Source organism: Ruegeria sp. AP7, assembly GCF_056539905.1.
This window is the reverse complement of record NZ_JBQFVT010000002.1, coordinates 311,645-337,191: the sequence shown is the minus strand read 5'-3', so window position 1 is coordinate 337,191 and position 25,547 is coordinate 311,645. Positions and strand designations below refer to the sequence as shown.

The 25,547-nt window shown below is 52.6% G+C and carries 25 protein-coding genes and 1 pseudogene; 15 read left to right on the top strand and 11 right to left on the bottom strand.

Features of this window, described 5'->3' with window-relative positions; translation table 11 throughout:
* Positions 1 to 382: 382 nt before the first annotated feature.
* The 8 genes and pseudogenes from ACR0KN_RS06530 to mgrA form a co-directional block, all read left to right on the top strand.
* Positions 383 to 1,168 (top strand): annotated as a pseudogene (locus ACR0KN_RS06530) (IS3 family transposase); the annotation flags it as partial.
* Between the two features lie 343 nt (positions 1,169 to 1,511).
* On the top strand, positions 1,512 to 2,609 hold the full coding sequence (locus ACR0KN_RS06525) for an efflux RND transporter periplasmic adaptor subunit (protein WP_480652284.1): 1,098 nt from the start codon (positions 1,512 to 1,514) through the stop codon (positions 2,607 to 2,609).
* A complete protein-coding gene (locus tag ACR0KN_RS06520; RefSeq protein ID WP_480652282.1) occupies positions 2,609 to 5,701 on the top strand; it encodes an efflux RND transporter permease subunit in 3,093 nt (1,030 codons plus the stop codon). Before ACR0KN_RS06525 ends, ACR0KN_RS06520 begins: the two co-directional genes overlap by 1 nt.
* 80 nt (positions 5,702 to 5,781) lie before the next feature.
* A complete protein-coding gene (locus ACR0KN_RS06515; RefSeq protein WP_170425586.1) occupies positions 5,782 to 5,952 on the top strand; it encodes a hypothetical protein in 171 nt (56 codons plus the stop codon).
* A 428-nt stretch (positions 5,953 to 6,380) separates the two neighbouring features.
* On the top strand, positions 6,381 to 7,184 hold the full coding sequence (locus ACR0KN_RS06510) for an alpha/beta hydrolase family protein (RefSeq protein WP_480652280.1): 804 nt from the start codon (positions 6,381 to 6,383) through the stop codon (positions 7,182 to 7,184).
* 264 nt (positions 7,185 to 7,448) lie between these two features.
* Positions 7,449 to 7,718 (top strand): HlyU family transcriptional regulator, encoded by a 270-nt coding sequence (locus ACR0KN_RS06505; protein WP_480652278.1) that lies wholly within the window; start codon positions 7,449 to 7,451, stop codon positions 7,716 to 7,718.
* 223 nt (positions 7,719 to 7,941) lie between these two features.
* Positions 7,942 to 8,466 carry a cysteine dioxygenase family protein gene (locus ACR0KN_RS06500; protein ID WP_480652276.1) on the top strand — a complete coding sequence of 175 codons (525 nt, stop codon included), beginning with the start codon at positions 7,942 to 7,944 and terminating at the stop codon, positions 8,464 to 8,466.
* 125 nt (positions 8,467 to 8,591) lie between these two features.
* A complete protein-coding gene (mgrA, locus tag ACR0KN_RS06495) occupies positions 8,592 to 9,659 on the top strand; it encodes an L-glyceraldehyde 3-phosphate reductase (RefSeq protein ID WP_480652421.1) in 1,068 nt (355 codons plus the stop codon).
* 201 nt (positions 9,660 to 9,860) lie between these two features.
* Here the strand turns inward: mgrA and ACR0KN_RS06490 are convergent, their stop codons facing one another.
* On the bottom strand, positions 9,861 to 10,055 hold the full coding sequence (locus tag ACR0KN_RS06490; protein ID WP_171621227.1) for a DUF1059 domain-containing protein: 195 nt from the start codon (positions 10,053 to 10,055) through the stop codon (positions 9,861 to 9,863).
* A gap of 31 nt (positions 10,056 to 10,086) precedes the next feature.
* Positions 10,087 to 10,497: a GFA family protein gene (locus ACR0KN_RS06485; RefSeq protein ID WP_480652274.1), complete on the bottom strand. Its 411-nt coding sequence runs from the start codon at positions 10,495 to 10,497 to the stop codon at positions 10,087 to 10,089.
* A gap of 159 nt (positions 10,498 to 10,656) precedes the next feature.
* On the opposite strand from ACR0KN_RS06485, the gene ACR0KN_RS06480 reads away from it, so the two are divergent.
* Positions 10,657 to 11,553 carry a LysR family transcriptional regulator gene (locus ACR0KN_RS06480; protein ID WP_480652272.1) on the top strand — a complete coding sequence of 299 codons (897 nt, stop codon included), beginning with the start codon at positions 10,657 to 10,659 and terminating at the stop codon, positions 11,551 to 11,553.
* 242 nt (positions 11,554 to 11,795) lie between these two features.
* Here the strand turns inward: ACR0KN_RS06480 and ACR0KN_RS06475 are convergent, their stop codons facing one another.
* Genes ACR0KN_RS06475 through ACR0KN_RS06465 form a run of 3 tightly spaced genes read right to left on the bottom strand, consistent with a single transcriptional unit; the run spans position 11,796 to position 13,981 of the window.
* Positions 11,796 to 12,260, bottom strand: coding sequence for a CoA-binding protein (locus tag ACR0KN_RS06475; protein WP_480652270.1), 465 nt, complete (start codon positions 12,258 to 12,260; stop codon positions 11,796 to 11,798).
* Between the two features lie 3 nt (positions 12,261 to 12,263).
* Positions 12,264 to 12,629: a 2Fe-2S iron-sulfur cluster-binding protein gene (locus ACR0KN_RS06470; protein ID WP_480652268.1), complete on the bottom strand. Its 366-nt coding sequence runs from the start codon at positions 12,627 to 12,629 to the stop codon at positions 12,264 to 12,266.
* Positions 12,626 to 13,981 (bottom strand): selenium-binding family protein, encoded by a 1,356-nt coding sequence (locus ACR0KN_RS06465; protein WP_480652266.1) that lies wholly within the window; start codon positions 13,979 to 13,981, stop codon positions 12,626 to 12,628. The genes ACR0KN_RS06470 and ACR0KN_RS06465 overlap by 4 nt, the downstream gene beginning before the upstream one ends.
* Positions 13,982 to 14,051: 70 nt before the next feature.
* Between ACR0KN_RS06465 and ACR0KN_RS06460 the strand changes: the two genes are divergently transcribed.
* The 3 genes from ACR0KN_RS06460 to ACR0KN_RS06450 all read left to right on the top strand — a co-directional run bounded on the left by ACR0KN_RS06460 (position 14,052) and on the right by ACR0KN_RS06450 (position 15,982).
* Positions 14,052 to 14,813, top strand: coding sequence for an IclR family transcriptional regulator (locus tag ACR0KN_RS06460; protein ID WP_480652264.1), 762 nt, complete (start codon positions 14,052 to 14,054; stop codon positions 14,811 to 14,813).
* Positions 14,814 to 14,909: 96 nt separating this feature from the next.
* The gene (locus tag ACR0KN_RS06455) at positions 14,910 to 15,263 is read left to right on the top strand and encodes a putative quinol monooxygenase (protein ID WP_010437910.1); all 354 of its coding nucleotides are present in this window, start codon (positions 14,910 to 14,912) and stop codon (positions 15,261 to 15,263) included.
* Between the two features lie 506 nt (positions 15,264 to 15,769).
* Positions 15,770 to 15,982, top strand: a complete 213-nt coding sequence (locus ACR0KN_RS06450; RefSeq protein ID WP_480652262.1) for a hypothetical protein — start codon at positions 15,770 to 15,772, stop codon at positions 15,980 to 15,982.
* Positions 15,983 to 16,155: 173 nt separating this feature from the next.
* On the opposite strand, the gene ACR0KN_RS06445 is transcribed toward ACR0KN_RS06450, so the two are convergent.
* From ACR0KN_RS06445 to ACR0KN_RS06435, 3 genes are all read right to left on the bottom strand, one after another.
* On the bottom strand, positions 16,156 to 16,563 hold the full coding sequence (locus ACR0KN_RS06445; RefSeq protein ID WP_170475476.1) for a (R)-mandelonitrile lyase: 408 nt from the start codon (positions 16,561 to 16,563) through the stop codon (positions 16,156 to 16,158).
* Between the two features lie 251 nt (positions 16,564 to 16,814).
* On the bottom strand, positions 16,815 to 17,813 hold the full coding sequence (locus ACR0KN_RS06440) for a helix-turn-helix domain-containing protein (RefSeq protein ID WP_480652260.1): 999 nt from the start codon (positions 17,811 to 17,813) through the stop codon (positions 16,815 to 16,817).
* On the bottom strand, positions 17,810 to 18,043 hold the full coding sequence (locus ACR0KN_RS06435) for a hypothetical protein (RefSeq protein ID WP_480652258.1): 234 nt from the start codon (positions 18,041 to 18,043) through the stop codon (positions 17,810 to 17,812). Before ACR0KN_RS06435 ends, ACR0KN_RS06440 begins: the two co-directional genes overlap by 4 nt.
* Position 18,044: 1 nt before the next feature.
* On the opposite strand from ACR0KN_RS06435, the gene ACR0KN_RS06430 reads away from it, so the two are divergent.
* The 3 genes from ACR0KN_RS06430 (at position 18,045) to ACR0KN_RS06420 (ending at position 21,210) form a co-directional block, all read left to right on the top strand.
* Positions 18,045 to 19,106 (top strand): aspartate/glutamate racemase family protein, encoded by a 1,062-nt coding sequence (locus tag ACR0KN_RS06430; RefSeq protein WP_480652256.1) that lies wholly within the window; start codon positions 18,045 to 18,047, stop codon positions 19,104 to 19,106.
* 61 nt (positions 19,107 to 19,167) lie between these two features.
* Positions 19,168 to 20,478: a carbohydrate porin gene (locus ACR0KN_RS06425; protein ID WP_480652254.1), complete on the top strand. Its 1,311-nt coding sequence runs from the start codon at positions 19,168 to 19,170 to the stop codon at positions 20,476 to 20,478.
* Positions 20,479 to 20,937: 459 nt separating this feature from the next.
* On the top strand, positions 20,938 to 21,210 hold the full coding sequence (locus ACR0KN_RS06420; RefSeq protein ID WP_480652252.1) for a YHYH protein: 273 nt from the start codon (positions 20,938 to 20,940) through the stop codon (positions 21,208 to 21,210).
* 541 nt (positions 21,211 to 21,751) lie between these two features.
* On the opposite strand, the gene yghX is transcribed toward ACR0KN_RS06420, so the two are convergent.
* The 3 genes from yghX to ACR0KN_RS06405 all read right to left on the bottom strand — a co-directional run bounded on the left by yghX (position 21,752) and on the right by ACR0KN_RS06405 (position 25,547).
* Positions 21,752 to 22,639 carry a YghX family hydrolase gene (gene yghX / locus ACR0KN_RS06415; RefSeq protein WP_480652250.1) on the bottom strand — a complete coding sequence of 296 codons (888 nt, stop codon included), beginning with the start codon at positions 22,637 to 22,639 and terminating at the stop codon, positions 21,752 to 21,754.
* 89 nt (positions 22,640 to 22,728) lie between these two features.
* A complete protein-coding gene (locus tag ACR0KN_RS06410) occupies positions 22,729 to 24,252 on the bottom strand; it encodes a malonate--CoA ligase (RefSeq protein WP_480652248.1) in 1,524 nt (507 codons plus the stop codon).
* Entirely contained in the window at positions 24,249 to 25,547 is a 1,299-nt protein-coding gene (locus ACR0KN_RS06405) for a malonyl-CoA decarboxylase (RefSeq protein WP_480652246.1), read from the bottom strand. The genes ACR0KN_RS06410 and ACR0KN_RS06405 overlap by 4 nt, the downstream gene beginning before the upstream one ends.

The following is a 25,547-nucleotide window of genomic DNA, read 5'->3' as shown; positions in this document are numbered from 1 at the left end:
CTTGGCTTCGGGCAAATACTGACGTCAGCTAAGTCCGAAAAGCGCCTCTAATTCGATTAGCTGCCAACCGGTGCTCCAAAGGCAGGGGTGCCGGAATGCTCGGAGAGAAAAAGGTGCATTGTCCGCATTGCTGTCATTCATGATGCCACCAAGCGCAGAGTAACCGACCGAAAGCGTCGGATGTCCGCTTGGAGCCCAAAGCGGCCCTTCATTTAAACGCATCGAACGTTTTGAAAGTGCGTAAGTTCTTTACGTTTGATCCTCCCCCTCTGAAGTGGTCCGCCGTTATGGTTATGAAAACGGAGGAACCACATTGCGAACAAGCGACCGAAGCCGGAAGAGATTGTCTCGAAGTTGCGGCAGGTTGAGATATTGATGGGGCAAGGCATGTCGCGTCCTGAAACAACTCCGATCCACACAGCGAAAGCTGCCGAAAGGTCGAGCTGACGAGAAGCGTCTGGTGGCGGACACGATAGAATTGGCCCGCCAGTATGGCCGCTACGGTTATCGCCGGATCGCGGATTTGTTGAGAGATGCGGGCTGGCAGGTGAATGACAAGCGCGTCGAAAGGCTTTGGCGTCGGGCGGGGCTGAAAGTGCCAATGAAACAACCAAAGAAGGGACGGCTCTGGTTGAATGATGGGTCGTGTGTTCGGCTGCGGCCGGAGCATCGAAACCACGTCTGGAGCTACGACTTCGTGCGTTGTCGAACGGATGACGGAAAGGCGTTCCGCACGCTCAACGTTATCGATGAGTACAGCCGGGAGTGCTTGGCGATCCGCGTGGACCGTAAGCTGAACTCCAGCGATGTCATCGACGTGCTGAGTGACCTGTTCATCATGCGCGGTGTGCCAAGCTACATTCGCTCCGACAATGGCCCTGAGTTCATTGCCGTGGCCGTGCAAGACTGGATCAATTCCGTTGGAGTAAAGACCGCATACATCGAGCCAGGCAGCCCATGGGAGAACGGTTACTGTGAAAGTTTCAATGCGCGGTTCAGGGATGAGTTCCTGAATGGAGAAGTCTTCTACAATCTAAGAGAAGCGCAGATTTTGATTGAAGAGTGGAGGAAACACTACAACACAAAACGCCCGCACAGTGCTCTGGCATATAAACCGCCGGCCCCGGAAACCATCGTTCAAATGGACCAAAGGCCGGTCATGCACTAACAATCAAATTGGAACACACAAGTGGGGCTGATCACTTGGCTTTGCTGAATCACAGTGTAATCTCCGCACGCTTACCTTTTGAGGTAGCTACACTAACTCGAAAAACAGCCTGCTGTGCTCCCGATAGGACAAACAGCAGCATCGTGACGACGTCTTAATGCTAAGTTGCCTTATCAGTTTGACAAGATGTACTAAGGCTTCTCTCCACCACCCCTAAACAAATTCGGATTTTTGACTTTGTTTGATAAGCACGTACAATTGCAACAGCTTTAGGCGCAAAATCCGCAAGTTACGCCACCTTCACAAAGACGAAGAGAGGAACGCGGGCGGCACGGGAGGGGATATGAAGAGATTATTTGTTTGGCTTTTGGCCTTCGTGTTGCTTGCCGGCTGTTGGGAGAAAGAAGAAGAAGCGACCCAAACACTAGTACGTCCTGTCAGAGCCACCGAGATTTCTGACCTATCCAGTTTGCATGACCGCTACTTTGTCGGAACGGCGAGAGCCGCACGCGAAGTGTCGTTGGCGTTTCGCGTGCCGGGCAATGTTGTCGGTGTCGATGTTCAGGTTGGCGACCTTGTGACGAGAGGTGCCGTCATCGCGGCCTTAGACCCAGCCCCGTACCAGGCCGAAGTCGATCGGCTTACTGCTGAACTTGAGAGCGCACAGGCGACGTTTGAAAACGCAAAATTGCAAACAGATCGGCAACGATCACTGGTCGAAAAAGATGTTGCTGCTCAGGCGACACTTGATCGGTTTGTCGCGGGCGAAACATCAGCACAAGCAGCAATCAATTCTGTCCAAGGGGCTTTGGATAGAGCCACTCTGGATTTAACCTACACGAGCTTGGCGGCACCGTTCGATGGACGTGTTGTTGGCAAATACATTGAAGATTTTGAAGAAGTTGCAGCACAGACACCGGTGCTACGCATCCTGGATGCCGAGCACATCGAAGTCGTGATCGATATCCCCGAAAGGTACATTGCCCTGATCCCCCACATTGAAGACATAACCGTTACATTTGACGCTCTGGGGGACGTGGTTCTACCGGCGGAAATCAGCGAGATTGGATCAGAGGCTTCGGCAACGACCCGAACCTTCCCCGTCACGTTGATTATGGAGCAACCAGAAGACGCAAGTGTTCTTCCGGGTATGGCTGGGCGCGTCCGTGGCCAGCCAAAGGAAGGGCACGAACCATTTGATGCGATCATGGTTCCAGCCAGCGCGGTTTTCGTGCCTGAAGGGGAAACAGATCCGCATGTCTGGGTGTTTGACGGCGGCTCAGAAACCGTAACAGCAAGGAAGGTTTCGCTTGGCACACCCCGGTCGCAAGGGGTGGCCGTTAGTGAAGGTCTGGAATTTGGTGACATCGTAGTCACTGCCGGAGCGAACTCTTTGCGAGAGGGCCAGAAAGTTTCGTTACTTTCTGAGGATACAGAGTAATGGGTCTCGCGGCGTTCTCAATTCGCAACGCCAAATTCGTTTGGTTCACGGTTGTCATGCTTACGTTGGGCGGCATTTCGGCTTTCTTTAGTCTGGGGCAGCTAGAAGACCCCGAGTTCACTATCAAAACTGCGGTTGTGACCACCCTTTATCCTGGCGCCAGTCCCGAAGAAGTTGAGCAGGAGGTCACAGAACGGATCGAGCTGAAGCTCCAAGAGATTAAAGAGATTGATTACATCTCGAGCGAAAGCAGGGCGGGTGTGTCGACCATTAAAGTCGAAATCCGCCCAAACTATTGGTCCGACCAGCTGCCACAAATCTGGGACACGCTGCGCCGCAAAGTAAGAGACGTGGAAACAGACCTGCCCCCGGGCGCAGGTCGTCCTGCTATCAACGATGATTTCGGTGATGTCTTTGGTCTGCTTCTGGCTATGACGTCTGATGGGTTCTCCGCTCAGGAGCTTGATAGCTTCGCCGAAGACTTCAAGCGAGAGCTCTCGTTGATCGACGGCGTAGGGCGTGTAGATTTGTGGGGGGAGCGCGACAGGGTCATTTATCTGGAAACACGCGAAGAAGCCTTGGCCGCATTGGGTGTTTCGGCGCAGACTATCCTCGCTACGTTGCAAACCCAAAATGCGATTGTGGATGCAGGTCGCGTGAACATCGGCGACTACCGCATGCGCATTGCGCCAAGCGGTACATTCACCAGCCCAACTGATATCGCGGATTTGGTTGTTCGGCCAAGTGGTCTGGACCAAGCTCAAAGCGGCCAACCTCGAGGGCCAGAGCTGCTAAGGCTGGGCGAAATTGTTGAGGTCAAGGAAGGCTATGCTGACCCACCAACGACCATGATGCGCTATAACGGCCTTCCGTCTATTGGCTTGGCAATATCATTTCAGTCTGGTGTCAACGTTGTCAGTGTTGGGGAGGCTGTCGACGCCAGAGTCGATGAACTAATCGCAGGCCTGCCGGTGGGCATCGAACTTGAACGGGTTCATTGGCAATCTGACGACGTCAACCTGGCAGTCAGCAGTTTCTTAGTAAGCCTTGGCCAAGCCGTCGCGATTGTTCTGATCGTATTGACTTTGGCGATGGGTCTTCGCATGGGGATCATCATCGGCAGCGGATTGATCCTGACGATACTTGCCACTTTCATTCCGTTAGCGATGCTGGGAATAGATCTTCAGCGCATGTCCTTGGGCGCATTGATCATTGCGCTTGGCATGATGGTCGACAACTCGATCGTGGTAGCGGATGGTGCCATGGTTCGCATGTCACAGGGAATGGACCGCGCAAAAGCCGCAATCGATGCCGCAACGCGACCCGCTATGTCTTTGCTAGGGGCAACGTTCGTCGCTGTTATGGCCTTTTATCCAATCTTTGCGTCCGTTGAGAGCGCTGGAGAGTACTGCCGTACGCTCTTCTCCGTTGTTGGGATTGCGCTTCTCGTTAGTTGGTTGCTGTCAATGACCATCACCCCTTTGCAGTGCGTTGCCATGCTGCCGGAACCAAAGGGGGGAACCAGTGAAACCTTTGACACCGGTCTATACGCCGTCTACCGCCGTTTTCTGGCCGCCGCGATCCGCGTTCGCTACCTGACAATCGGAGTGGCTGTTGGTGCTCTTGTTATTGCAGGGGTGGGCTTTGGTTCCGTCACACAGTTGTTCTTTCCAACGTCGTCGATGACCAAGTACATGATCGACTATTACGCACCCGAAGGGACCCGGATAGAAGCCGTATCCGAGGCTATTACCCGCATCGAAGAACAGGTTGGAATGGACGATCGCGTGACGGGTATCGCGAGCTTCATCGGGGCTGGCCCACCGCGTTTCTACCTGCCGGTCGACCCCGAAGGAACAAACCCTTCCTACGCGCAAGTCATTGTGAACGTCGAAGATTACCGCGACATTCCGGAGATGACCAAGGAGATTTCACTTTGGATATCAGCTAATATGCCCGAAGCGACCTCCTTCACACGCCAGTTCGGTGTGGGGCCCAGCAATACTTGGGCTTTCGAAAATCGTATCATTGGTCCAGCAGATGCCGATCCCGAGACATTGCGCGAAATTGGCGACAGAGCAGTTGCGATACTGGATCAGCATCAATGGACGAAAGTGGCGCGCACCGATTGGCGCAACCGTGTCCTGAAAACTGTCCCAGACTATGACCAGGACCGAGCACGGTGGACCGGTATCACCTATGAAGATCTTGGTAATACGACAAAACGTGCATTTGACGGGCGTTCAGTCGGCCTCTACCGCGAAGGTGATGAGTTGTTGCCAATCATCGTCCGGCCTGGCGCGGAAGACGTTGCTGCCGTTGATAACTTTGAACTGCTGCAACTGCAGTCACCGTTTTCTGTTGAGCCTGTCCCATTGGCGCAGGTCGTAAGCGGCGTGAATATCCAGCCCGAAGACCCGACGATCAATCGCCGCGACCGGCGTCGCGTTCTGACTGTGCAAGCCAATCCAATCGATAGTGTAACTCTACCAAGCTATCGCGCCGCAGTTCTTGCCGATTTTGAAGCCTTGGAGGCTGAGTTACCGCCGGGCTACAGCATGGAATGGGGTGGTGAGTACGAGGACACAGTGTCTGCGCAAGCGTCTTTGATTCCGGGTATGATCCCCGCGTTTTCGATCATGGCATTGATTGTAGTTGGGCTGTTTAACTCATACCGCAGACCGCTGGTCATTTTCCTGACTGTACCTTTTGTGCTGATAGGTATTGTTCCGAGCCTGCTCCTCACAAACACACCGTTTGGGTTCGTTGCATTGCTCGGGGGCATGAGCCTGGCGGGCATGATGATCAAAAATGCAATCGTTCTGATCGATCAGATCAACGATAACTTGGCCGAAGGTCAGCAGGGCTACGACGCCGTTTTGAATGCCGGAGCCTCAAGACTGCGCCCCGTCGTACTGGCCGCCGCCACTACAGTCTTGGGCGTGATACCGCTACTGCCAGACGTGTTTTGGGTGGGTCTTGCTATCACGATCATGGGCGGTTTGACGGTGGGTACGATGCTCACAATGATCCTGGTCCCGGTCTTGTTCGCCACGCTGAGTGGCATTCGACAGTCACCGAAAGCCGTTTGACGTCACCTTTTTTAGCGGTCGTTGGATCGTTTTTGTGGAGCATGAAGTGTTGAGTGTAGACAACTCATTCGGGGGTAAAGATGGACAATACAGTACTCTACTTTCTGGTCGGCATCTTCGTGGTTGGCCTAGTCTCATTGGGATATTTTGCCAAAGGTAGCGGAGCACTGCTTGTGATCGTGATATTGGTTGGCGTGTTGTTGGCAATGATCGCATTCTTTGGAGGTTACTTTGGCGAAACACCGAAGTGAGCTTGTAATGGCATGATTAAAGACGCGTCGCTAGTTACAGAAAACGTCAGTTGATCCGAGAACGAGGCTCATTGTATTCGCTTTGTTTTTACTGCTCCGAGGAAAAGGTGGGTTACCCGTTCTAATGGCCGACTTTCATCAGCGAATCCTGAGAATGTTGCCGCTGCGAAACTCTCTCTGCTGAACCGTTGTGGCTTGGCTCGCTGTAAAGCCCTCTCTGGAAAATGCCTGCTTTGGGCTCGAACCAGTCATTGGTTAGAATAGGGCTTAAGTCCAAGTTGCGGATAAAGCTGCCCTTGGCTGCAGACCGGCTCTGAGCGTGTGGAGTGGCCACTAAGCTGACGATGCGGAAACGCGGATGCGCCAAATGACGAGCCCCTAAAACTGTGCCATACATTTGGAACATGCCAATTGGGAGGACTTTCACCATGAAGGAGACAACACGTCGGACGGTGCTCGCGGGAGCGACAGTGATGCTCAGCGCGCCGTTCTATCTTTCGAGCGCGAAAGCCAGCGTAAGCAAAAAACACGTCGTTCTGGTTCACGGAGCATGGCACGGTGCTTGGGCTTGGCAAGAGACGATCCCGCTTCTTACTCAAAGGGGGCTCAACGTGTCAGCCCTCGACCTGTCTGGCATGGGTACAACTGCGCATTTGCAGTCTCTCGAGATAGGATTGCACACCCACGGTGAGGATATTCTGAACCATCTTTTCTTCTTCGACATCCAAGACGCCGTCGTTGTCGCCCACTCATACGGTGGTGGAGCGCTCTCGCAGGCATTGGCAAAAGACACTGAAGAACGGATTTCTCACGGCATCTATCTTGACGCCTTCAGGCTTGGAGAGGGCGAAGCAGTTGCGGATTATCAGAGCCCAGAGGTGCGTGATGGAATGCTTCAATCGTTATCATCTGGCGAATACATTCCAGCTCGGCCACGTGACACCTGGGCAGAGATTTGGGGAATGACCGGCCCGGCAGCAGATCACGCTGAGCCTCGTCTGCGTCCAATGTCTCCAAACTGCTTCCTCGAGAAAGTTGAGGGTGACCCATTTCAGGGTGAGCGTCGCTTGACCTACATGCGCTGTATGCAGAACGGCAATCATGTTTTCAAAGAGTTTCACGAACGGTCCTCCAAAGATAATCGTTTCGATACCGCCGAGGTGGACGGTCATCACAACGTAATGGTCATGAACCCACAGAGCATGGCCGAGGCGATCCTAAAGGCAATCTAAGTCGTCTTCTGATCACGTACTAGACGGCCGCTTTGGGCTCAGTTCGGTAGTTGGCAGCGGGGTGTCAGAATGGTGGTTTTGGACAGTCCGTACAAGGGAGAGTGGTGCGGGGGAATGGACTTTTACCGCGGATCTGGACGTATTAGGCAACGCAAGGAGCGTGCCAACGGATCGAAGACAAATGTTCTGATAGCACGACAGGCTTCACGCCTGTCCTAAGCGGCGCTAGTCTCCCGTCATAACAACGCTGAAAGGAGCCGGCAAATGTCCCTCTTATCTAAACTCTTCGGTGGCGATGAAAAGTCAGAGCCGGATCCGGTCTCTTACAGAGGGTTCGAAATCTTTCCGGACCTGATGCCCGAAGGTGGCAAATACCGCCTTTTAGCCCGTATCGAAAAGACCATCGACGGAGATCGCAAGACCCATACAGTGATCCGCGCGGATGAATTTAAAAACCGGGATCAGGGCGAAAGCTTCAGCATCGCAAAGGCGAAACAGGTGATCGACGAGCAGGGCGAACGCATTTTCGATTAAGCAAACAGACAGCCTAATGTATTCGATGAAATCGACGGGTGTCCCGCAAAGTAGACATCTCCTCGATTTGGCGAAAGAACGCTAAGCAGGCCAAGCGGTCATTGGAAGTCTTAGATACCCGATACATTCAGCTGCAATCTGGGTCCCAATTTCGTCTATTTTACAGCCTGTGCTACCCTGTTGCTTTTATAGTATGCAATTGGGGGCTGAAGATATGTGGAACATGGAACAGTTTGTAGCGGACTGCCGGACCGCAATGGATCAGGATGCGTCTCACAAATCGGTGGCTGAGGTGGTGGACCGGGCGATGCGCGATCCCGCGGGCGTGACGCAAGCCTTGGGAGAGCCGACCGAAAGCGGTATCTTTCCCATTTACAAGTCAGGTGATCTGACAATCGTCAACGTCGTATGGAAGCCAGGAATGACCATAATGCCCCACAATCACGAAATGTGGGCCGTGATCGGTATTTATGGTGGTAGAGAAGATAACATATTTTGGCGGCGTGTAGCAGATGACCCTAACGGACGCATTGAAGCGGCGGGGGCTCGAGCATTGTCGACGGGTGAATATGCTCCGCTTGGTAAGGACCTCATTCACTCAGTTACAAACCCTATCCCCAAGTTGACCGGAGCAATCCACGTATACGGCGGGGATTTTTTTGAAGCTGAGCGAAGCGAATGGGATCCTGAAAACCTGACGGAACATGCGTATGACATGTCAAAGGTTCGCGCATTGTTCGAGGACTAGTTTGCAGTTTGACAATCTGCGCTGACAATGCCTGAGTTATGTTCCGTCTGTACGGCAGGCTTCGGTGATTGCCGATTACTATCTCGTTGAATTGACACGGGGTGATGATCTCGGATTATGGACAGATGAGCAAATTACAACGCCCCCCGAAGCCTCGGCCGCGCCCATTTCTTCCCAATCCGGACCGCTACGACCAAATGGTCTATCGCCGTTGTGGGCAGTCTGGCATAAAGCTACCCGCGATAAGCCTTGGGCTATGGCACAACTTTGGTGGGGATACCCCGCACCAGACAAAGCGCGATCTCTGCTGCACTGCTTTTGACTTGGGTATAACGCACTTTGATTTAGCAAATAACTATGGCCCGCCGCCGGGATCGGCGGAAGAAGCATTCGGTGAAATTTTAAAAACTGATTTCGCAGGCTATCGGGACGAACTCATCATATCTACCAAGGCAGGGTATGATATGTGGCCGGGCCCCTATGGGGAGTGGGGATCACGAAAGTATCTTGTGGCCTCTTGTGATCAATCGCTCAAGCGGATGGGGCTAGAGTACGCAGATATCTTTTATTCCCACCGCTATGATCCAGATACCCCTCTGGAAGAAACTATGGGAGCCTTAGACTATATAGTGCGCTCTGGGCGCGCACTTTACGTCGGAATTTCAAGCTACAACTCGCAACGAACGCGCGAAGCGCTGGCCATCTTGAAAGACCTTGGCACGCCGTGCCTGATTCATCAGCCGTCGTATAACCTACTCAACCGTTGGGTTGAGCGGGACGGGCTGTTGGATACGCTTAACGAATTGAACGTGGGATCGATTGCGTTCACGCCACTTGCCCAGGGTATTTTGACATCGAAGTATCTGAACGGCATTCCCGAAGACAGTCGTGCGACTCAAGGCAAGTCTCTATTGGACGGCATGATCAACGAACGTTCATTGAAGAGTGTCAGGGCTCTAAACGACATAGCCGCGTCACGCGGTCAATCATTAGCTCAGATGGCGCTTGCTTGGGTGCTGAGAGGTGACCGGATTACGACAGCCCTTATTGGCGCTTCGCGACCTGAGCAGATCGTGGATTGCGTAGGTGCGGTCCAAAATTTGGAATTTAACGAAGCGGAACTCGCTAAAATTGACGAGGTCAGCTCGGAAGAGGAAATCAATCTCTGGGCGCGATCCTCGGAAATTGAGTAAGATTGTTGACCACTGATTTTTGGTGCTAGCAGGTTTTTCTACGTAATCGCATGGTGTTTCTGCTTTGTGCTCAGAGCAGTCTTTTCGCTGCGTGGTGCATCAATGACCGCTATGCGGACAAACCAGACCTTCCCAGTTAAGAAACCCAAACAGAGCTTAAAGGTCGAGATTTCGTTGGGCGTCGAAGCTCAACTGATCTTATCAAGCTGGCTTAATCAGTGTTTCCAAGTATGCCCGAGTGTCGGCGTCCCACGAACTGGGGTCCTCTCCATGGGCGACTACCGCGTGCAGTTCCATGAGTTTCCATACTTCGTCCTTAGTCGCTGCAACCACTTTGCCTGGGCAGGCCTCCATGCCCTCGCAATCCTTGCAGGCATATGAATAAACAGTGTTCATCGCTTTCTCCTCCGTTCGCTCGAAAAGTTGGTTAGAACTCAGGAAACGTCGGCAGCCCGTCGTCGAGTTTTATCCATGTCTGCTGATGTGACACGAAGACGTGGGCCTTGGGTTGCGCAATCGATGGGTCGTCCAACGTTACAGCAGAAAACCAAGCGTCAGCACTCCAGTCTTGGCCCTCAACTTCATTTAGTGCGGCATAGGTCAACGTCGTTCCACAGTCCCGACAAAACCCGCGGCGAATACCCGAAGTTTTCTCAATGTGTTGGATTTCGCCTTTGATAACGGCGAAGTCTTCGGCGGCTACCTTAGCCCAAGTTGCAAAGGCGCCACCAAGGGCCATTTGGCATGAACGACAATGGCAATGTCCCGACCAGACAGGTGGTGTCGCGATCTGGTATCGAACAGAACCACAGTAACATCCACCTTGAAGTTTTTCCATCGTATCAAGATCTCCTGGCATGCGGCTAGGTTTACATCGGTACTAAAGCATCCGCTCCAATATTTTATAATGGCAGCGCAGATTTCACTGTGAATAATGTCAACAATGTCGATATCATGCGACTCAAATAGTCTAACCAAACATTAGAAAATCTGCAGTATGGATTGGTTACACCTTCCCCCGATGAACGCTTTGCGTGCCTTCTCAGCGGTTGCGGAAGCAGGGAGTTACACCGTGGCAGCAGAACGCTTGAACGTGACCCAAGCGGCTGTCAGCCAGCAGGTGAAATCGTTGGAAAGGCATTTGGGTGTAGCTCTCGTTGCCAGACGTGGGCGCAGCATCGAATTGACAGAGCTAGGCATCATTCTTTCGCGTGAACTGGGTATCGGCTTTGAAATTATCGGAAGGGGTGTCGAACGACTGGCAGAACACACAGCGCAGCGCCCCGTTCAAGTGACCATGTCACCAGCATTCGCGGTGGAGTGGCTATTGCCGAGAATGGCAGAGTTTCAACGTGAACATCCAGAGATCACTTTGATGCTGAACCCAACCTCGGAACTGGTTCAGATAAGACCAGGTGGTATCGATGTCGCCATTCGGTATCACGACAGACGCATGCCAAGAAAAGAAGAGGATGCTGTCCTTGTTTCCGACATGGTCGTGATCGGGGCACCTTCACTGGTGGAAGGCCAAGATCTGCGTGACCCGGCCTCTTTAACAAAGCTGCCCTGGTTGCAGGAACTGGGCACAAACGAGGCGGCCGACTGGTTCACCTATCATGGGGTCGTACTTCCCGAGCCATTGACCATAAATCACATGCCGGGGAACCTGATCATGACTGCGGTTCGCCGGGGTGACGGTATCACGTATTCTGCCAGAGCTTTTTTCGAGGACGATCTGTCATCTGGTCGGATGATTGAGTTGTTCTCTGAGCCACTCTTCGGCGTCTATTACATCCAGACTCAAGCAGAATTTCAGCGTCCCGAGGCTAAGGTTTTCGTCAACTGGCTAAAATCTCAGTCGCAAGTCGTATCGGCAAACACGTCCGAAGATTGATCTGGTTACAGTTGGAAACCTTCCATCCAGCTAGGCTCGAGGCTGTCGTTCACCTTGTTTGTTCGAAGTAGAAATCTGGTGACAAATAATTTATCCCGCGTCCTCGCCCATGCAGAAAAATAGGCCTGACACTAGACGGTTGTGTAGAGTGACAGGATGACTTGTCTTCTCTTCCGTAAGCTCATTATCTCAATTGGCACCCTCATTGGATGCTGAGGAGGCCGCTACCAATCGAATTTCCATCATATCTTTAGGTCCAGGCGCGGCTTCCAAAAAGGGCGGAAGAGTTCAATCTTGGGGCATCGGTTCATCACGACTTTAAGGCCTGCCGCTTCGGCGAGCTGCGCTGCTTGATCGTCGTACACACCGATTTGACCCCAAAGAACTTTTGCCCCGATTGCGATAGCCTTCTCGGCAAAGCCATACAACTCTTCCTTTGGGCGGAAGACGTCAACCATATCAACATGTTTGTCGATCTCTTCCAGCGAGTGGTAGACCTTGAGTCCTCTAATTTCCGAAACATTCGGGTTAGGATTCACCGGTGCAATATCATAGCCGATTTCACTGAGCTGTCGCAGAACGCCATAACTGAATTTTGTTTTGTCCGCGCTAGCCCCCACCATTGCAATGGTTTTTACCGACTGCAGGATGTCTGCGAGGTATTTGGGGTCGTAATCGTAGATGCGGTCGATATCTGCTTCGGGCATCGGTTAACCTTCCTTCGGCGTCGCAATGTCAGCCTTGAGTTCGTGGGGTTTGAGAGGGTCGAGAAACGGATTGCGGTACAGCTTGTCATGGCTCTCGACCCCGATCTCAAGCGTGATGTCGGATGTCGGACGTGCCACGCAAAGGATCACATAGCCGTTCGCGATTTGCCGATTATTCAGCGCAACCTGTCGGCGTTGATCGATCGCGCCAGTCTTTAGCTTTGCCGCGCATGTAATGCAGCCGCCATACTTGCACCCAAAAGGCAAGTTGACGCCCTGTTCTCTCAGCGTTTCCAGAAGAGGACGCCGCGCATCCACACAGTATTGCGCGCCATCTCTGTTCGCGATCGTCACGGTATACATAGTCATAGCCAGATGTCGCTTGTGCAATCACCGCCCGGATACCGGCTCTCGTGACAGCGCGATGGACCATTCGGTTCTTTGCCGAAGTCCACGATGAAATCCTCGTTGATCTTCATACCACCGTTTTCAGGGTCGCAATCGATCATTACCATAACCCCGCCCTTTTCGCGGATCTCGGGATAGAACTGGTTATCCCAAGTCGAGAACAGCGAGGTCGTGACATAAAGCCTTCGTCCGTCGAGAGAGAGCTGGAACATTTGCGGACCACCCGCGACCTCGACCCCGTTTACGATCGGAGCTTTACCCAAAAGGCCCCCCATAAACACTTGGCCGGTCAGCTTGGGATTATGCGGTTCGGTGATGTCATACTGGCGCATATCTCCATGCAGCCAATTGTTCAGGTACAAGTATTTGTCGTCCATCGAAATCAGGATCGCCGACATAACCCCCGGCAACGGGATCGGCCATTCGGGGTGCATCTCGTTTTCCACGTCGATGATCTTTTCCCACCGCCACTTTTTAGCATCGTCTTGCCACCAATGGATCACATTGGTCGAAAGAGCTGCGCCACAGAACCCATGCGTGCTGTCGGGGTCATGGTGGAACTTGACTTCCAGTGGCAACAGCCCGTCTTCACCCAAATAGAAGCTTTCGACCGGTTTGCGCTTTTCGAAATCCCAAAAATGCAGCTCGCGCCCATATTTCAGATGGCCCACTTCTTCCAGATCGAAGCCCGGCATGAAGGTATTGGGCGCAGCCCATTCGGAACTGACCATCACGTTGTGGCGTGGTTGGTACCAGAAGTCATAGCCGAACTTGATATCGCCCATCGAGGTTTCCCAGCGACCGACGATGTTGAACTCTTTGTCGAGATGCAGATAGCCTCCAGGAGCTTCACCCTTGGCATTTCCAAGGAAGGAAATGATGATTTCCGAGCCCAAACAATGCACCGTATGCGGGCCCGATAAATCTGCCTTGGCCTTGATTTCAGCACCGTCGATGACCTTATGCAACCGCGGCGTACGCGGGTCAGTGGCTGTATCAACGATGTGAAGGTTGTTAGAGCGTACGCCCGGCAGGATCAGGTATTTGCGGGACATCGAGCCGTCGTCGTGACAGGACGAACAGGCGTTCCACCCCATGTGGTGAAGCTCGTCCCCAATCCCCGGCATTTCCAGCCTATGGATTACTTGAGAATAGGTCGAGCTGTCAGGGTCGACATCCACTGTAGCAAGGTAATCAGGTTTCTGGATCCCTGTCCCGGTGTAGATGGCGATCGTGTAGAGTAGCTTTTCTCGGGGGGCTTTGATGGCTTCTTGCGGACTCTTGAAGCCCGGTCCACAGCATTGTCCATCCATCGTATGCTCCTCCCTTGATTCCCTAAATTGTATCGTATATCGAAAACTTGATTATCATAAAGTGAGAAAAATGCATCTCGAACGATTAGCGCTGATTTTGGAAATCGTGGGTCAAAAAGGACGTGCGTCCGTAGCGGATATCTGTGCCCAGTCCGATATACCTAAACCTACGGCCTACAGGCTGGTTCAAGACCTTGTTTTGTCCGGCCTCCTTGAATCACCAACCCGCGGTGAGTTCGCGATTGGGATTAGGCTAAAGCGTATCACGTTGAGCGATCACTCTGACCCCGCTCTTTTGCAAGTGATTGCGCCTGCCCTCTCTGGCGCCGCGAATGACTATGGCGCTGCGTTTTTCTTGTCTCGGCTACGGGGCCATTGGGTTGAGATTATTCATGTGGAGACACCGCAGACGGGCGTGTCTTTTCTTCATCCAGGTATGGGCAAACGACCAATACACGCGTGCTCTTGCGCCAAGGCAATCGCCGCCGTGTCGCCTGAGCTGCTGTCTCAAGACCGATTGGATGGGCAGCTTAAGCGGTACACAGATCGCACGATTACAGACCCTAAGGATCTGGCCGCGGAACTCGATGTCATTCGAGCCAAAGGGTATGCCGTATGTGTTGAAGAGCTCGAGCGCGGGATCAGTTCTGTCGCAACAACGCTGACCAAGACAGGTGTTGGTGCGACGCTTTCAATCGGCGCTACGGCGTCTCTCCGGGTGTTTACACCTTCGAGGCGAGAAAAGATTGGCCATACACTTACCGCAATGTCACACGAACTTGCACGCGCGCTAGGATGGGGTGAAGCAGATAAAGAAAGGATACCCGCTTAGGTTCATGGGTATCGCAGTGCTGTAGGTTAACGCCTTCCAGCAGGACAGGTGTGTTTTGCGACCTTCGCCGCTTTTACGTCACTGAAGGAGACAAATATGGACGATGCAATGTTTGGTGGGTTCTTCGTGATCAACGTAAAACCTGAGTATCGGCAGCCCTTTTTGGACGCCAGCATCTTCCAAGCGCAAAATGTTGTCAGTGAAGAACCAGAAGTTTTCCAGTTTCATATTATGGTTGATGAAACAAACCCAAATCGTTTCTATTTCTACGAAGTGTTCAGGAACGAAGCCGCGGTCCAAGATCATTGGGAATCTGAAACCTTCAATAACTGGTTAAACACTGTCCGAAAGATGCTGGATGGTGAGATCGAACTTGTTGCTAGGATGCGCTCGCTTTTTCCGACGCCAAAAGGTTTCGAGGCGCAAAAAGCAAGCCTGCTACTATGGTAAAATTGACCAACGTTTGAAATTTTCGTCCGTGCGAGAACATTACGGGTTTTGGTGCTGGTCCGCTTTGGACTCGATGCGGTCATGCGATGATATTTCGAGAGCGTCTTCGATGCGCTCGAAGCTGACACTCGACAGATTTGACTGAACAGCTGCCATCCTATTTTAGAGAAAAAGGGAATTTCGTATGAACAGATGGATTTATTTTGGGTTCGCGTTGCTGGTTTCAGCGTGCAGCCCACCTCCTCAGGCTCCATTGGTCACTGACGCGAATGGTCAGACTGCCATCCAAATCAACACAAGCGGGCTTACATGTTACGAGTCAACCTGTCTGGAGATCACAAGGGGCAGCGTTCGCGCGATCGGACACAAGAGAGCGCGGATCCCAAAAGATATCGATGTCAGCAGCGGAACCGTCACCCCAGACGAGTTCAAGCGGATGCGCCAATCAACGATGTTGGCGGGCGGACCCGGTTCTGGCAATCGGTAAAGGAAGGAGAGGTCGCGATATGTTCAACGATGACGTCCAGGCACGATGCCCAGAATGCGGATCGCCGGATACGGTGATTACAGGTGAGAAAGCTGCCTGTAATGCATGTGGGTACGAGGAGCCTTTTCTGCTCGAAGAGGAGGTGCGCGACGGAGCGCATGAGGTTGTGGCCAACGCGCAGAAAATGGCACGGACGAGAGACATTCTCCGGCGATGGGATTTTGCAGGGTAAATGGGTGGCTGAGGGGGCCAGAAATCCCGAAAAGTGAAAACGCGCTGTGCCTGCCTCTCAGGGACGAAACGAGGGCCGCGCCTGTCACGAGATGAAAAAATCCGTTAACCCCTCTATGAATGGGCGTAGAAGGGGTTACTCTGCTGCGACTTGCTCGGTAGGGCTCAAACGCTTCATTCTGCGCGGGCTGCGCTGTAATCCTCGTCTGAGACATGCTCCATCCAATCCGCAGTCTTGCCCTCGACAGAGGTCTGCACAGCCAGATGGGTCATCGCACAGTTTGGCGACGCGCCGTGCCAATGCCGCTCTCCTGGCGAAAACCACACCGTATCACCAGGGCGCAACACCTGCACTGGCTGCCCCTCAGACCCAGCCAGGCCCAAGCCCGACAAAACATGCAGCGTTTGACCGGCAGGGTGCGTGTGCCAAGCTGTCCGTGCGCCGGGCTCAAAAGTCACCGTAAGGATTTTGACCAGCGAGGGATCATTCCCTGTCACAACGGGATCAAAGCGGACCGTACCGGTGAAATACTCATTGCCGGGAAATTGAGAGGGCCGGTCCCCGACGCGGTGAATCTCCATGATGTGCTCCTTCGATGCGCTGCTCTTGGCGACTTAGCAGAGTTCCGATTTCAAACCCAGAGGCGCTCCGGGTCGACGCGGCCATCAGAGCGCCATTGTCGAATGCCCAGAATGCGACTGGAACCGGTCATTATTTTGGAAGACTATTTGGCTAAGTACTGACCTTCATATCCTGAGCCGACTATTCGCCTTTCGGACTTAATGGCCTCTTCCAGTTGAGTTATGCGCTAATTTTCTAAGATTGAAGGCACCTAGTTTTCACGCTGCTTTTTTAGGTCACTCGGTGCCTTACCTGTCCAACCACGAAAGGCATGAGCGAAACTGGTTGCGTCGGAATACCCTAGCACCTCTGCGGCTTCTGCTACGCTGGCCTTATGCTGAGACAGAAGCATTTCTGCATGTTCACATTTCAATTCAGCAATCAACTTGCCCAAGCTTGTGCCTTCCTTGCGAAGTTTGCGTGACAGTTGCTGCTCTGAAAGACCACAGATACCTGCTGCAATTTCATTGTTTAATGGCCGTACGCCAATGTGTGGTTTGAGAGCTTCTCGAACACTGACAATTACTCGCTTCGGAGGTAGCGACGTTCCAGATCGTTCACTTGGTCCTTTGAAAAAGTCATCGGAAGAAAATGGCTCCGTTAGCCAGATTGCTGGGAAAGCAACGCGATGCCCACGTCGATCTCCAGCCAAAACCGAACATCCAAGAAATTCGGACGGAAGTGCGTTTGGGTCGCTTATAGTGACCAACACGTCATCAGGGCTCCATTTTTCGCCGACGGATCGCTTAATAATTTCTCCGAACATCGCCGCAAAGAACCCATCTATCTGGGCTGGTACGAACGGAGTGTCGTAAAATCTGCGACCAAACAGGAAGCCTGATTTGCCGCTTACGTCCAAGTGATGCTCGGTGGAGCTCGAATGGTCTGTTGCCACCACAACCAATTTGGTGAGGAACGATCCCAATGTAACAGCGCAGTCTGCGGCCTCAATCAAAGGGGGCCACTTTGATCCCGCTATCATTTTGCCGATCTTTGCCAAAAAGAATGGGTCTTCAGTCGCGGAGGCTGCCTCCTCAAAGAACTGGTACATGACGATTGCATGAACGAATATTTCCGGATTATCGAAGGACTCTCGGGCCAATCCAATCCGTGTGAGAAATTCGTCAGAGCGATCATAAACGGCATCCAGCGCGGAAAGCGCTGGCTTGCCCGTTGATAGCCGGATCAGGGGTTGCGTTGGGCCGCTCATGCCTGATCCTCGAAATATGCAAGGTCCATGATCCACATAACCATTATGACATCAGAATATGATTTATTGTCGCCGCCCTGATGATTTCCGTCAATAATCGCATTGCCTTGATCGAAATCGTCAGGCTGAGCGCGACCAGAACTGTCATAGTTAACCTTATGATGTGTCTCATTGCGGCTGCTGCCCGCGACCCATCCGGCACCGCGCTTTTCGCTAAACGGAGGAATCACTGTGACCGAGAATCCCACCAATGCAAGCGACAAAAAGGTTCGCTTCCAAGAAATCAACGAGACCCCCGACGCGGATATTCGACCTGACGACGGGGCACCAAGTTCAATTGTTCGTCGCGATATTCTAAAAGCGGGGAGCGCGGCCGCCCTGACAGCCGGATTTGTTGCCGCCACCCGCGACGCTCAAGCCCAGGCGCTGTACACCCCTGACCCACCTGCGGAAGTGCCGGATTGGTACAATACACCCTCGGAACAGCTTACACCTGGAAAACGCACGAGTGATTACTATGTGCCGGACTATACGTCCGGGAAGAACTCAGAAATCGACTGGTGGTTCGGTCGCAATGTTGCTGGAGTAACAATAGGCCTTATCCAGGCCCGAGCTTATCTTCCGATGGCGCCCGGAAATATGGGCAACGCCACAACCTTTGACTTTCCAATGCTCTACCGCGAGGCTGTGCCGCCAAATGTTTACGACATTCTCGCAGATGAGCCTACAGAGTCATTTACTGCCGAAATGGTCAAGGCCGCGAAATGGCTAGAGTTGCAAGGTGTCAGAGCCATCATGGCAAATTGCGGGTTTTACGGAACTTACCAAAAAGCAATCGCTGAGCAGATTGAAACGCCTCTGTACTCCACCAGCCTTTTACAGTTGCCGGCAATGCTTGCGAGTTTGCCAGAGCGGTACAAGATTGGTGTCATTACTGCAAACGGTGAGACCCTGGCTAAGGCACCTGCTATAGAGAACTGTGGAGTTACCCCACAACAGAAGGCTGAGCGCATCGTCATCAGGGGGCTGGAAGACGGCACTGAGATGCAGAAAATTCTCAACCTTACAGGCAATTACAACATGTTGGCCCTAGAGGAAGAGATAGTCGAAGGTGCAAGATCTTTGGTGGCTGAAAACCCGGGCATTCGATCAATTCTCTTGGAATGTACGGAACTTCCGCCTGCCGCCTACAAGGTTCAGGACGCTGTTCGTATGCCTGTCTGGGATTATACAACACTTACAAAGTGGGTTTACGATGGAACGCTTCGCAAGCCTTTCCTCGGTATCATGTAAATACAACAAGATGTGACACTCTCGGCGAGGCTCGTCGCGAGGGGAATCTAGGATTGTGGCAGTGACCAAGCAAAATCCGTTACGCGTATCATTGACGTTGGGGGCAAATCTGAACCGCCGATACACTTACGTTCGCTCTACGTTCATAGCGCTGCTAATAGCGACCGCACCTTGCGTGGCGCACGCCGAACGTACCGACAATCCAGAGGAAGAAGTGACCAACATTCCTATTGGCTCAGCTACGGTTACAGGCACATTGGAAGAAATAGAAACACCTAAGGAAACCGCTTTCGATTTTCCTTCTATCGACCGCGCACTTCAACCTTGGTTCGATTGGAAGGCTGGGCTGGCTGAACGATATGGCTTCAAACTAGGCTTCGACTACAACTTTAACGCCCAGTGGTCCGATAACAGTTTTGATGAAACTGATGCCGTAGGTGGTATTTTCAGAGCCTTCTTTTCTTGGAATTTGTTCAACCGGTCGAATCCATCACGAAAAGGTACTTTGGATTTCAGAATTGAAAACCGCCACAAAATAGGAAGCGAATTACCGCCCGAAGCACTTGCGCTAAATTTCGGATGGGTAGGAACCACTGCGCCGGATTGGTCTGACCAGCAATGGGGTATTACAGTCTTAAAGTGGCGGCAAAGATTAGACGCTGGGGATACTCCGATTGAGGTAAGCGTCGGATACATGAGTGCCTTCTCGCAGTTCGACATTACGCCATACTCCGACAACCTTACGTCGTTTCAGAACAACAGTATTATCTTGAACCCTACTATTGGCTATCCGTCGGCCGGTTCGTTTGGAATCTCGGGGTACATCGGTATTCCACGCACCAACTTCTATGTTTTGGGCATGGTTATGGATGCGAACGGCCAGTACGATAGCTTGAGCTTTGATACTCTTGGTGATGGCGACTACTTCAAAGCTCTTGAGTTTGGGTGGACCGACCAAAGCGTGTCCGATGCTTCGTTTTTGTTCAACAACGTTCACGTAGCTCTTTGGCACACCGACGATGTAAATTACGGTGTGGGCCTAACAGGCAGCTATACGTTCGAAAATTCGCGCATTGGAACTTTTGCCCGACTTGCATGGGCAAACGAAGATGCCAGCACACCGTACCAAAGATACGCAGCCGCGGGTATTACGAAGGGCGTTTTCCGCGCGAGTGAAGTGGGGCTTGGCGCTAGTTGGGGTCGTCCACCGAATTCAGATGAAGACCAAGTCGCAGTCGAAGCTTTCTATCGCTGGAAGGTCGCTCAGAACTTCGCGATTACTCCAAGTATACAGTACTTGGATAATCCAGCATTTAATTCAAGCGACGGTACGGTGACTGTTCTTGGGTTACGAGCGCGGCTGACATTTTGAATTGGTGAAGGCGCCGAAAGCTTTGTCAATTGCGCGCATAAGAGCCGCTTCTCCAAGCGTCACCCAGAGGCGTTGTAGTTCGCCCGTTCCAAATTGTGACTGCCAATTGCTTCACGCCACGATAATGTCGGTCTTCGGGATTGCAGCCCAACATCGCAAAGTCCGGTATGCGCCCATCGCCGCCGCTGATATCAAGTGCAGCATTCGTTGGTATTGGCTCCAAACAGACGTTCTCCGCGCGCAGGATCAATGACTGCTATCCGGCGATTAAATTAATGGTTCGTTTGATCCGCAGGGGAGTTGGCCACTCAACCAGAGATCGCTTCACATAACACCCCTCCAGCGATGTTCGCGGTTCGTTGCGATGTCGACAAACATCCAATGATTGCAAAACTTGCGATTCAACACGAATGTCAACCTTCGCGACCATGCGGAACTAGCCGCAATCCGTTGGGTGCATTGTATAGACTTTTTTCGTTGGATGGTACGATAAGACCTGCGATTTCCGGCTACCAACTCAAAACTACGCCTCGGCCTGCGCCGCCTAACGGGCTGGGTGGCACCCCAGACGGGACATACATTGACGACTACGAGTTTATCGGGACGGGCGATCTGGATGAGTGCAATGGCATGACTGCAGATGGCCAGTACGGATTCTATGTCACGACAAGTTACCCGTGGGTGCTCAACTGTTTGGTCGGAGAGCCTGACAGCTCATTCGACAAAAGGTGATCTTGAGCCCTGACTTCAGAGGCACGGTTTTGACCTGTCCTGGATTGATCCAGACGCTGGGTGCTTCCTCCGGGAAGCAAGCAGTATTGCCAAATTGCTCGCAATTCTGATCTGATTGGGTTTGCCATCTGTTTAAAGCGGTCACGGTGGTTCATTGGATTTGCAATTGCTGCCTTGGCGATCATGTCAGGTGTTCCATACACATGGTCAAAGGTTGAATTCAGGCAGGGCCAGTGATTGCGCTCGCGATACTCTGAAAAAACCAACCACTCAACCAGAGAACGCTTCACATAGCTCCCACAGGACGCTCGTGCTTCGGTGTTATTCAGTAAACAACCAGTGGTTTTGTACCCCGCCAACGAACGCTTCTGTTAAAGGTGATGTCTTTTTTCTATCCAAGCCGTCAACAAGCCAAGGGTTCCTATCGGCCTCTCTGATCATGAGAGTTTGAATACTCGGGTTTCACATGGCTTGGCTCCGGTAAAACTTGAGATGCGACGAAGCGATGAAAACACAATGCTCTCTTCGCCGTACAATATAGTTACTTCAGATAGGTTTTGAACCATTCAATTGTGCGGTCCCAGGCCAGGTTTGCCATCTCCTCGTCATAGCGTGGCGTGCTGTCATTATGAAAACCGTGGTTGGCGTTTTCGTAGATATAGGCCTCGTATACCTTTTCGTTGGCCTGCAGGGCGGCCTCAAAATCTGGCCAGCCCGCATTGATGCGTTCGTCAAGCTCACCCATCTGAACAAGCAACGGCGCCTGAATTTTGGCCACATCCTCAACTGCTGGCTGGCGTCCGTAGAACGGGACACCAGCGGCCAGTTCGGGATAGGCCACAGCAATTGCGCTGACCACACCGCCGCCGTAGCAGAAACCGACAGCGCCGACCTTTCCAGTGCAATCATCTCGGTTCAATAGGTATTCAAATCCATTGAAGAAATCGTTCATCAATTCGACCCGGTCCACTGTCTTTTGCAGCTCGCGCCCATCCGCGTCGTTGCCTGGGTACCCTCCCACTGACGTCAGACCGTCGGGGGCCAGTGCCATAAACCCGGCCTTCGCCAATCGGCGCGCCACATCTTCGATGTAGGGGTTAAGGCCGCGGTTTTCGTGGATTACCAATACCGCGGGCAGGGGCTCTTCAACGCCGGCGGGTCGGACAAGGTAGCCGCGAACATCACCGGTTCCATTCGGTGAAGGGTAGGTGATGTAGTCCGCGTGGATATCGGGATCGTTGAACGACACTTGCTGAGCCATCGCGTAGTTCGGGCTGAGCATGTTCAGCAGCGCGACCGCTGTCACGCCGCCGACCGCGAACTTGCCTGCGCGGTCCAGGAATTGGCGCTTGGTGATCTTGCCGTGCGCGTAAAAGTCATACAGGTCCAGAAGTTCTTGGTCGAAGTCTTTTGCCGTCATGCGAGTCATTGTAGATCTCCTAATGAGTTTGGCAGTCTGAAGGGTGGGTAGTATCCGATCTGAAGGTCTTGATTTGATTGAGCGTCTAGCTGGGCTTCCTAAGATAACGCCGGTGACCGTTCCTTGTTCGCGTACAGTTCGCGCAGCGCGTTCTTTTGAATTTTTCCCATAGTGTTTCGCGGCAACTCCTGGACGAGTTCGTAGCGGCGAGGATGTTTGAATCGCGACAGCTTGTTTCTGATGATTGACTCGATCTGTTCCACCTGAAGCTGTGCTCCAGGCTCGGCAACCAGAGCGGCAATGATTGCTTCACCGAAGTCTTTGTCGGGGACGCCGAAAACCGCCGATTCCTGAACGCCATCGACATCGTTCAAAACGTCTTCAATTTCTTTAGGGTAGACGTTGTAACCACCAGTGATGATCAGGTCTTTTGACCGACCTACAATCGACAGGTAGCCATCCTCGCTGTATTGGCCCAGATCTCCGGTAATGAAAAATCCATTTTCTCGAAGCTCTTCAGCCGTTTTTTCGGGCATTTGCCAATAGCCCTGAAAAACATTGGGGCCACGTACTTCGATCATTCCGATCTCGCACTGGGGCAGCGGTTCTCCAGTTTCAGGGTTGGTTACGATCACCTCAGTGCCGGGTATGGCCATACCAACAGTTCCCGCGCGACGCTCACCGCCATAAGGGTTAGAGGTGTTCATGTTCGTTTCGGTCATACCGTAGCGCTCAAGGATACGGTGGCCCGTGCGCGTTTCGAACGCCACATGGGTCTCTGCCAGCAACGGGGCTGAGCCGGAAACAAACAGACGCATGTTCTCTGTGATCTCATCGGTGAAACCTTCATCGGCCAGCAATCGGGTATAAAAAGTGGGGACTCCCATTAGAAGGGTCGAGTGGGGCAATTCCTCCAAGATCATACCAGTGTCGAATTTTTTCATCAGCCGCACTTTGGAGCCGGCGAGTAGTGATGTGTTCATCGCCACGAAAAGCCCGTGCGTGTGAAAGATGGGTAACGCGTGAATCAAGCGATCAGCGTTGGTGATACCCCACAAATCCACAAGGGCTTGGGCATTGGACAGCAGGTTTCGGTGGCTGAGCATCGCGCCCTTGGACCGGCCCGTGGTACCTGATGTGTAAAGAAGCGCCGCGAGGTCGTCAGGCGCGCGATCCACAGTTTCGAATACACAAGGCTGTGCGTCCGCTTCGCGGCTCAAGCTTGGATTTTCGCCGCCCAAGGTCAGCAGCTTTACACCAGACCGGGTCGCCAATTGTTCGAATTCAACTTTGTCGTGGCTGTCGCAAACGATTAACGCAGGTTGCGCATCAGAGATGAAATAGTCCAACTCCGCCATGGTATAGGCAGTGTTTAGGGGCAGGTAGACAGCACCTGCCTGAACCGAAGCGGCATAGAGCGCAATCGTGTCGGCCTGCTTGGGCGCTTGCACAACGATGCGACTGCCAGGGGAAACTCCGCTGTTCTGCAAGACATGCGCGATTTGCGCGGTGCGCTGCAGAAACTCATCATAAGTGACCACCTGGCCATTATCGAGTTGCAGGAATGGAGCCGTGTTGCCCTCGTGGCGGGCAAACAAACTGTCGTAAAGTGTATTAGTCACGCTGTATTTTCCCTAGGCTTTACCGCAAGCGTCGCAGTTGAAGCCGCGCGAATTGAACGCGAGGCTTGGATCGTGGCACGTGTCGCGAATTCTTCGTGGTAACGTTCTGTTTTGTTCAAATCGTAAAGGTAGTTGACCATCGCGCCTCCGGACTGAGCGCGTCCGTTTGGCGACAGATCTGCTTGAGAATGCAGTTCATGAAGCTCGGCACCATTCCCAAGATGAAACCGCGCTACAGGATCCAGTGGCATTCCATCTTCGCGCTTGGCGAACATCAAGTACCGGGCGGCCATCGCGCGCACGTCCTGCGGTGTCGCTGTTTCTGCAAGCACGGCCTCGGCGGCATGGCCGTGTTCCGGGTTGTCTGTTTCACCAGACAACCACCGGTTTAACCCCGGTATCGGCGACAATGTCACAAAGGTATCAAGCCCGCGAAGCTCCCGCGAAAGCTCGGTCACAACCTGCTTTATCAATAGATTCCCAAAGCTGATGCCCGCCAAACCCTTTTGGCAGTTTGAGATGGAATAGAACGCCGCGACCTTTGCCTGCTCGGTTTCGATCGGTTCTCGTGCTTCGGATAGAAGCGTATCTATTGCATTCGGGATTTCAGCGGTCAGAGCAAACTCAACAAAAATCAGTGGCTCATCTGGCATCGAGGGGTGGAAGAACGCAAAACAACGACGGTCTGGCGGGTAGAGCCTTCGCCGTAAGTCGTCCAGATCGTTGATCTGGTGCACCGCTTCATAGGCGACGATCTTATCCAGAACGCGGGCAGGGGTGTCCCAGCTAATTTGCTTGAGGACCAGAAAGCCTCGGTTGAACCAGCTGCGCAATAGATGGACGAAATCGATATCCGTTCGCTTGAGTTCCGGTTTGGATTTGAGAAAGCGCAGCAGATCAACGCGCATGGCTACAAGTTCCTGCGTCGCACCAGACGGCTGGTTCAGCCGTCGCAATAACTCTTGCCGTCGTGGCTCTGAAGCTTCACTAAGCCTTTGATAAAGTTTGACACTTTTGTCGCTGGCGTAGAGGCGGGCTGCTTCAGAAAGCTGATTTGCGTCCAACTCAAGTTGGTCATTCAAATAGACAAAAAAGTCTAGTTTCTCCGCATCATTCAGAGTGTGGTAGCGCTCAAGGATCGTAGACGCGAGCGTGAATCCTGAAACTTCACCTTCCGCAGATAAAAGCGCCTCACATAGTTCGGAAATGGACCGTTTGTCATCCTTGCCACGCCTTTTGTTGGGACGGTCCAGCAATTGGTTTAGTAGATCACCCAGAAACCAATTCTGCTGCAT

Excerpts from the sequence above, each read along its gene's own strand:
- ACR0KN_RS06520 (WP_480652282.1), top strand. The coding sequence starts at position 2,609 with ATGGGTCTCGCGGCGTTCTCAATTCGCAACGCCAAATTCGTTTGGTTC.
- ACR0KN_RS06515 (WP_170425586.1), top strand. The coding sequence starts at position 5,782 with ATGGACAATACAGTACTCTACTTTCTGGTCGGCATCTTCGTGGTTGGC.
- ACR0KN_RS06510 (WP_480652280.1), top strand. The coding sequence starts at position 6,381 with ATGAAGGAGACAACACGTCGGACGGTGCTCGCGGGAGCGACAGTGATG.
- ACR0KN_RS06490 (WP_171621227.1), bottom strand. The coding sequence starts at position 10,055 with ATGAACACTGTTTATTCATATGCCTGCAAGGATTGCGAGGGCATGGAG.
- yghX (WP_480652250.1), bottom strand. The coding sequence starts at position 22,639 with ATGACTCGCATGACGGCAAAAGACTTCGACCAAGAACTTCTGGACCTG.
- ACR0KN_RS06405 (WP_480652246.1), bottom strand. The coding sequence starts at position 25,547 with ATGCAGCAGAATTGGTTTCTGGGTGATCTACTAAACCAATTGCTGGAC.
- ACR0KN_RS06450 (WP_480652262.1), top strand. The coding sequence starts at position 15,770 with ATGTTCAACGATGACGTCCAGGCACGATGCCCAGAATGCGGATCGCCG.
- ACR0KN_RS06465 (WP_480652266.1), bottom strand. The coding sequence starts at position 13,981 with ATGGATGGACAATGCTGTGGACCGGGCTTCAAGAGTCCGCAAGAAGCC.
- mgrA (WP_480652421.1), top strand. The coding sequence starts at position 8,592 with ATGAGCAAATTACAACGCCCCCCGAAGCCTCGGCCGCGCCCATTTCTT.
- ACR0KN_RS06440 (WP_480652260.1), bottom strand. The coding sequence starts at position 17,813 with ATGAGCGGCCCAACGCAACCCCTGATCCGGCTATCAACGGGCAAGCCA.
- ACR0KN_RS06525 (WP_480652284.1), top strand. The coding sequence starts at position 1,512 with ATGAAGAGATTATTTGTTTGGCTTTTGGCCTTCGTGTTGCTTGCCGGC.
- ACR0KN_RS06500 (WP_480652276.1), top strand. The coding sequence starts at position 7,942 with ATGGAACAGTTTGTAGCGGACTGCCGGACCGCAATGGATCAGGATGCG.
- ACR0KN_RS06460 (WP_480652264.1), top strand. The coding sequence starts at position 14,052 with ATGCATCTCGAACGATTAGCGCTGATTTTGGAAATCGTGGGTCAAAAA.
- ACR0KN_RS06485 (WP_480652274.1), bottom strand. The coding sequence starts at position 10,497 with ATGGAAAAACTTCAAGGTGGATGTTACTGTGGTTCTGTTCGATACCAG.
- ACR0KN_RS06475 (WP_480652270.1), bottom strand. The coding sequence starts at position 12,260 with ATGCCCGAAGCAGATATCGACCGCATCTACGATTACGACCCCAAATAC.
- ACR0KN_RS06455 (WP_010437910.1), top strand. The coding sequence starts at position 14,910 with ATGGACGATGCAATGTTTGGTGGGTTCTTCGTGATCAACGTAAAACCT.
- ACR0KN_RS06505 (WP_480652278.1), top strand. The coding sequence starts at position 7,449 with ATGTCCCTCTTATCTAAACTCTTCGGTGGCGATGAAAAGTCAGAGCCG.
- ACR0KN_RS06480 (WP_480652272.1), top strand. The coding sequence starts at position 10,657 with ATGGATTGGTTACACCTTCCCCCGATGAACGCTTTGCGTGCCTTCTCA.
- ACR0KN_RS06470 (WP_480652268.1), bottom strand. The coding sequence starts at position 12,629 with ATGACTATGTATACCGTGACGATCGCGAACAGAGATGGCGCGCAATAC.
- ACR0KN_RS06445 (WP_170475476.1), bottom strand. The coding sequence starts at position 16,563 with ATGGAGATTCACCGCGTCGGGGACCGGCCCTCTCAATTTCCCGGCAAT.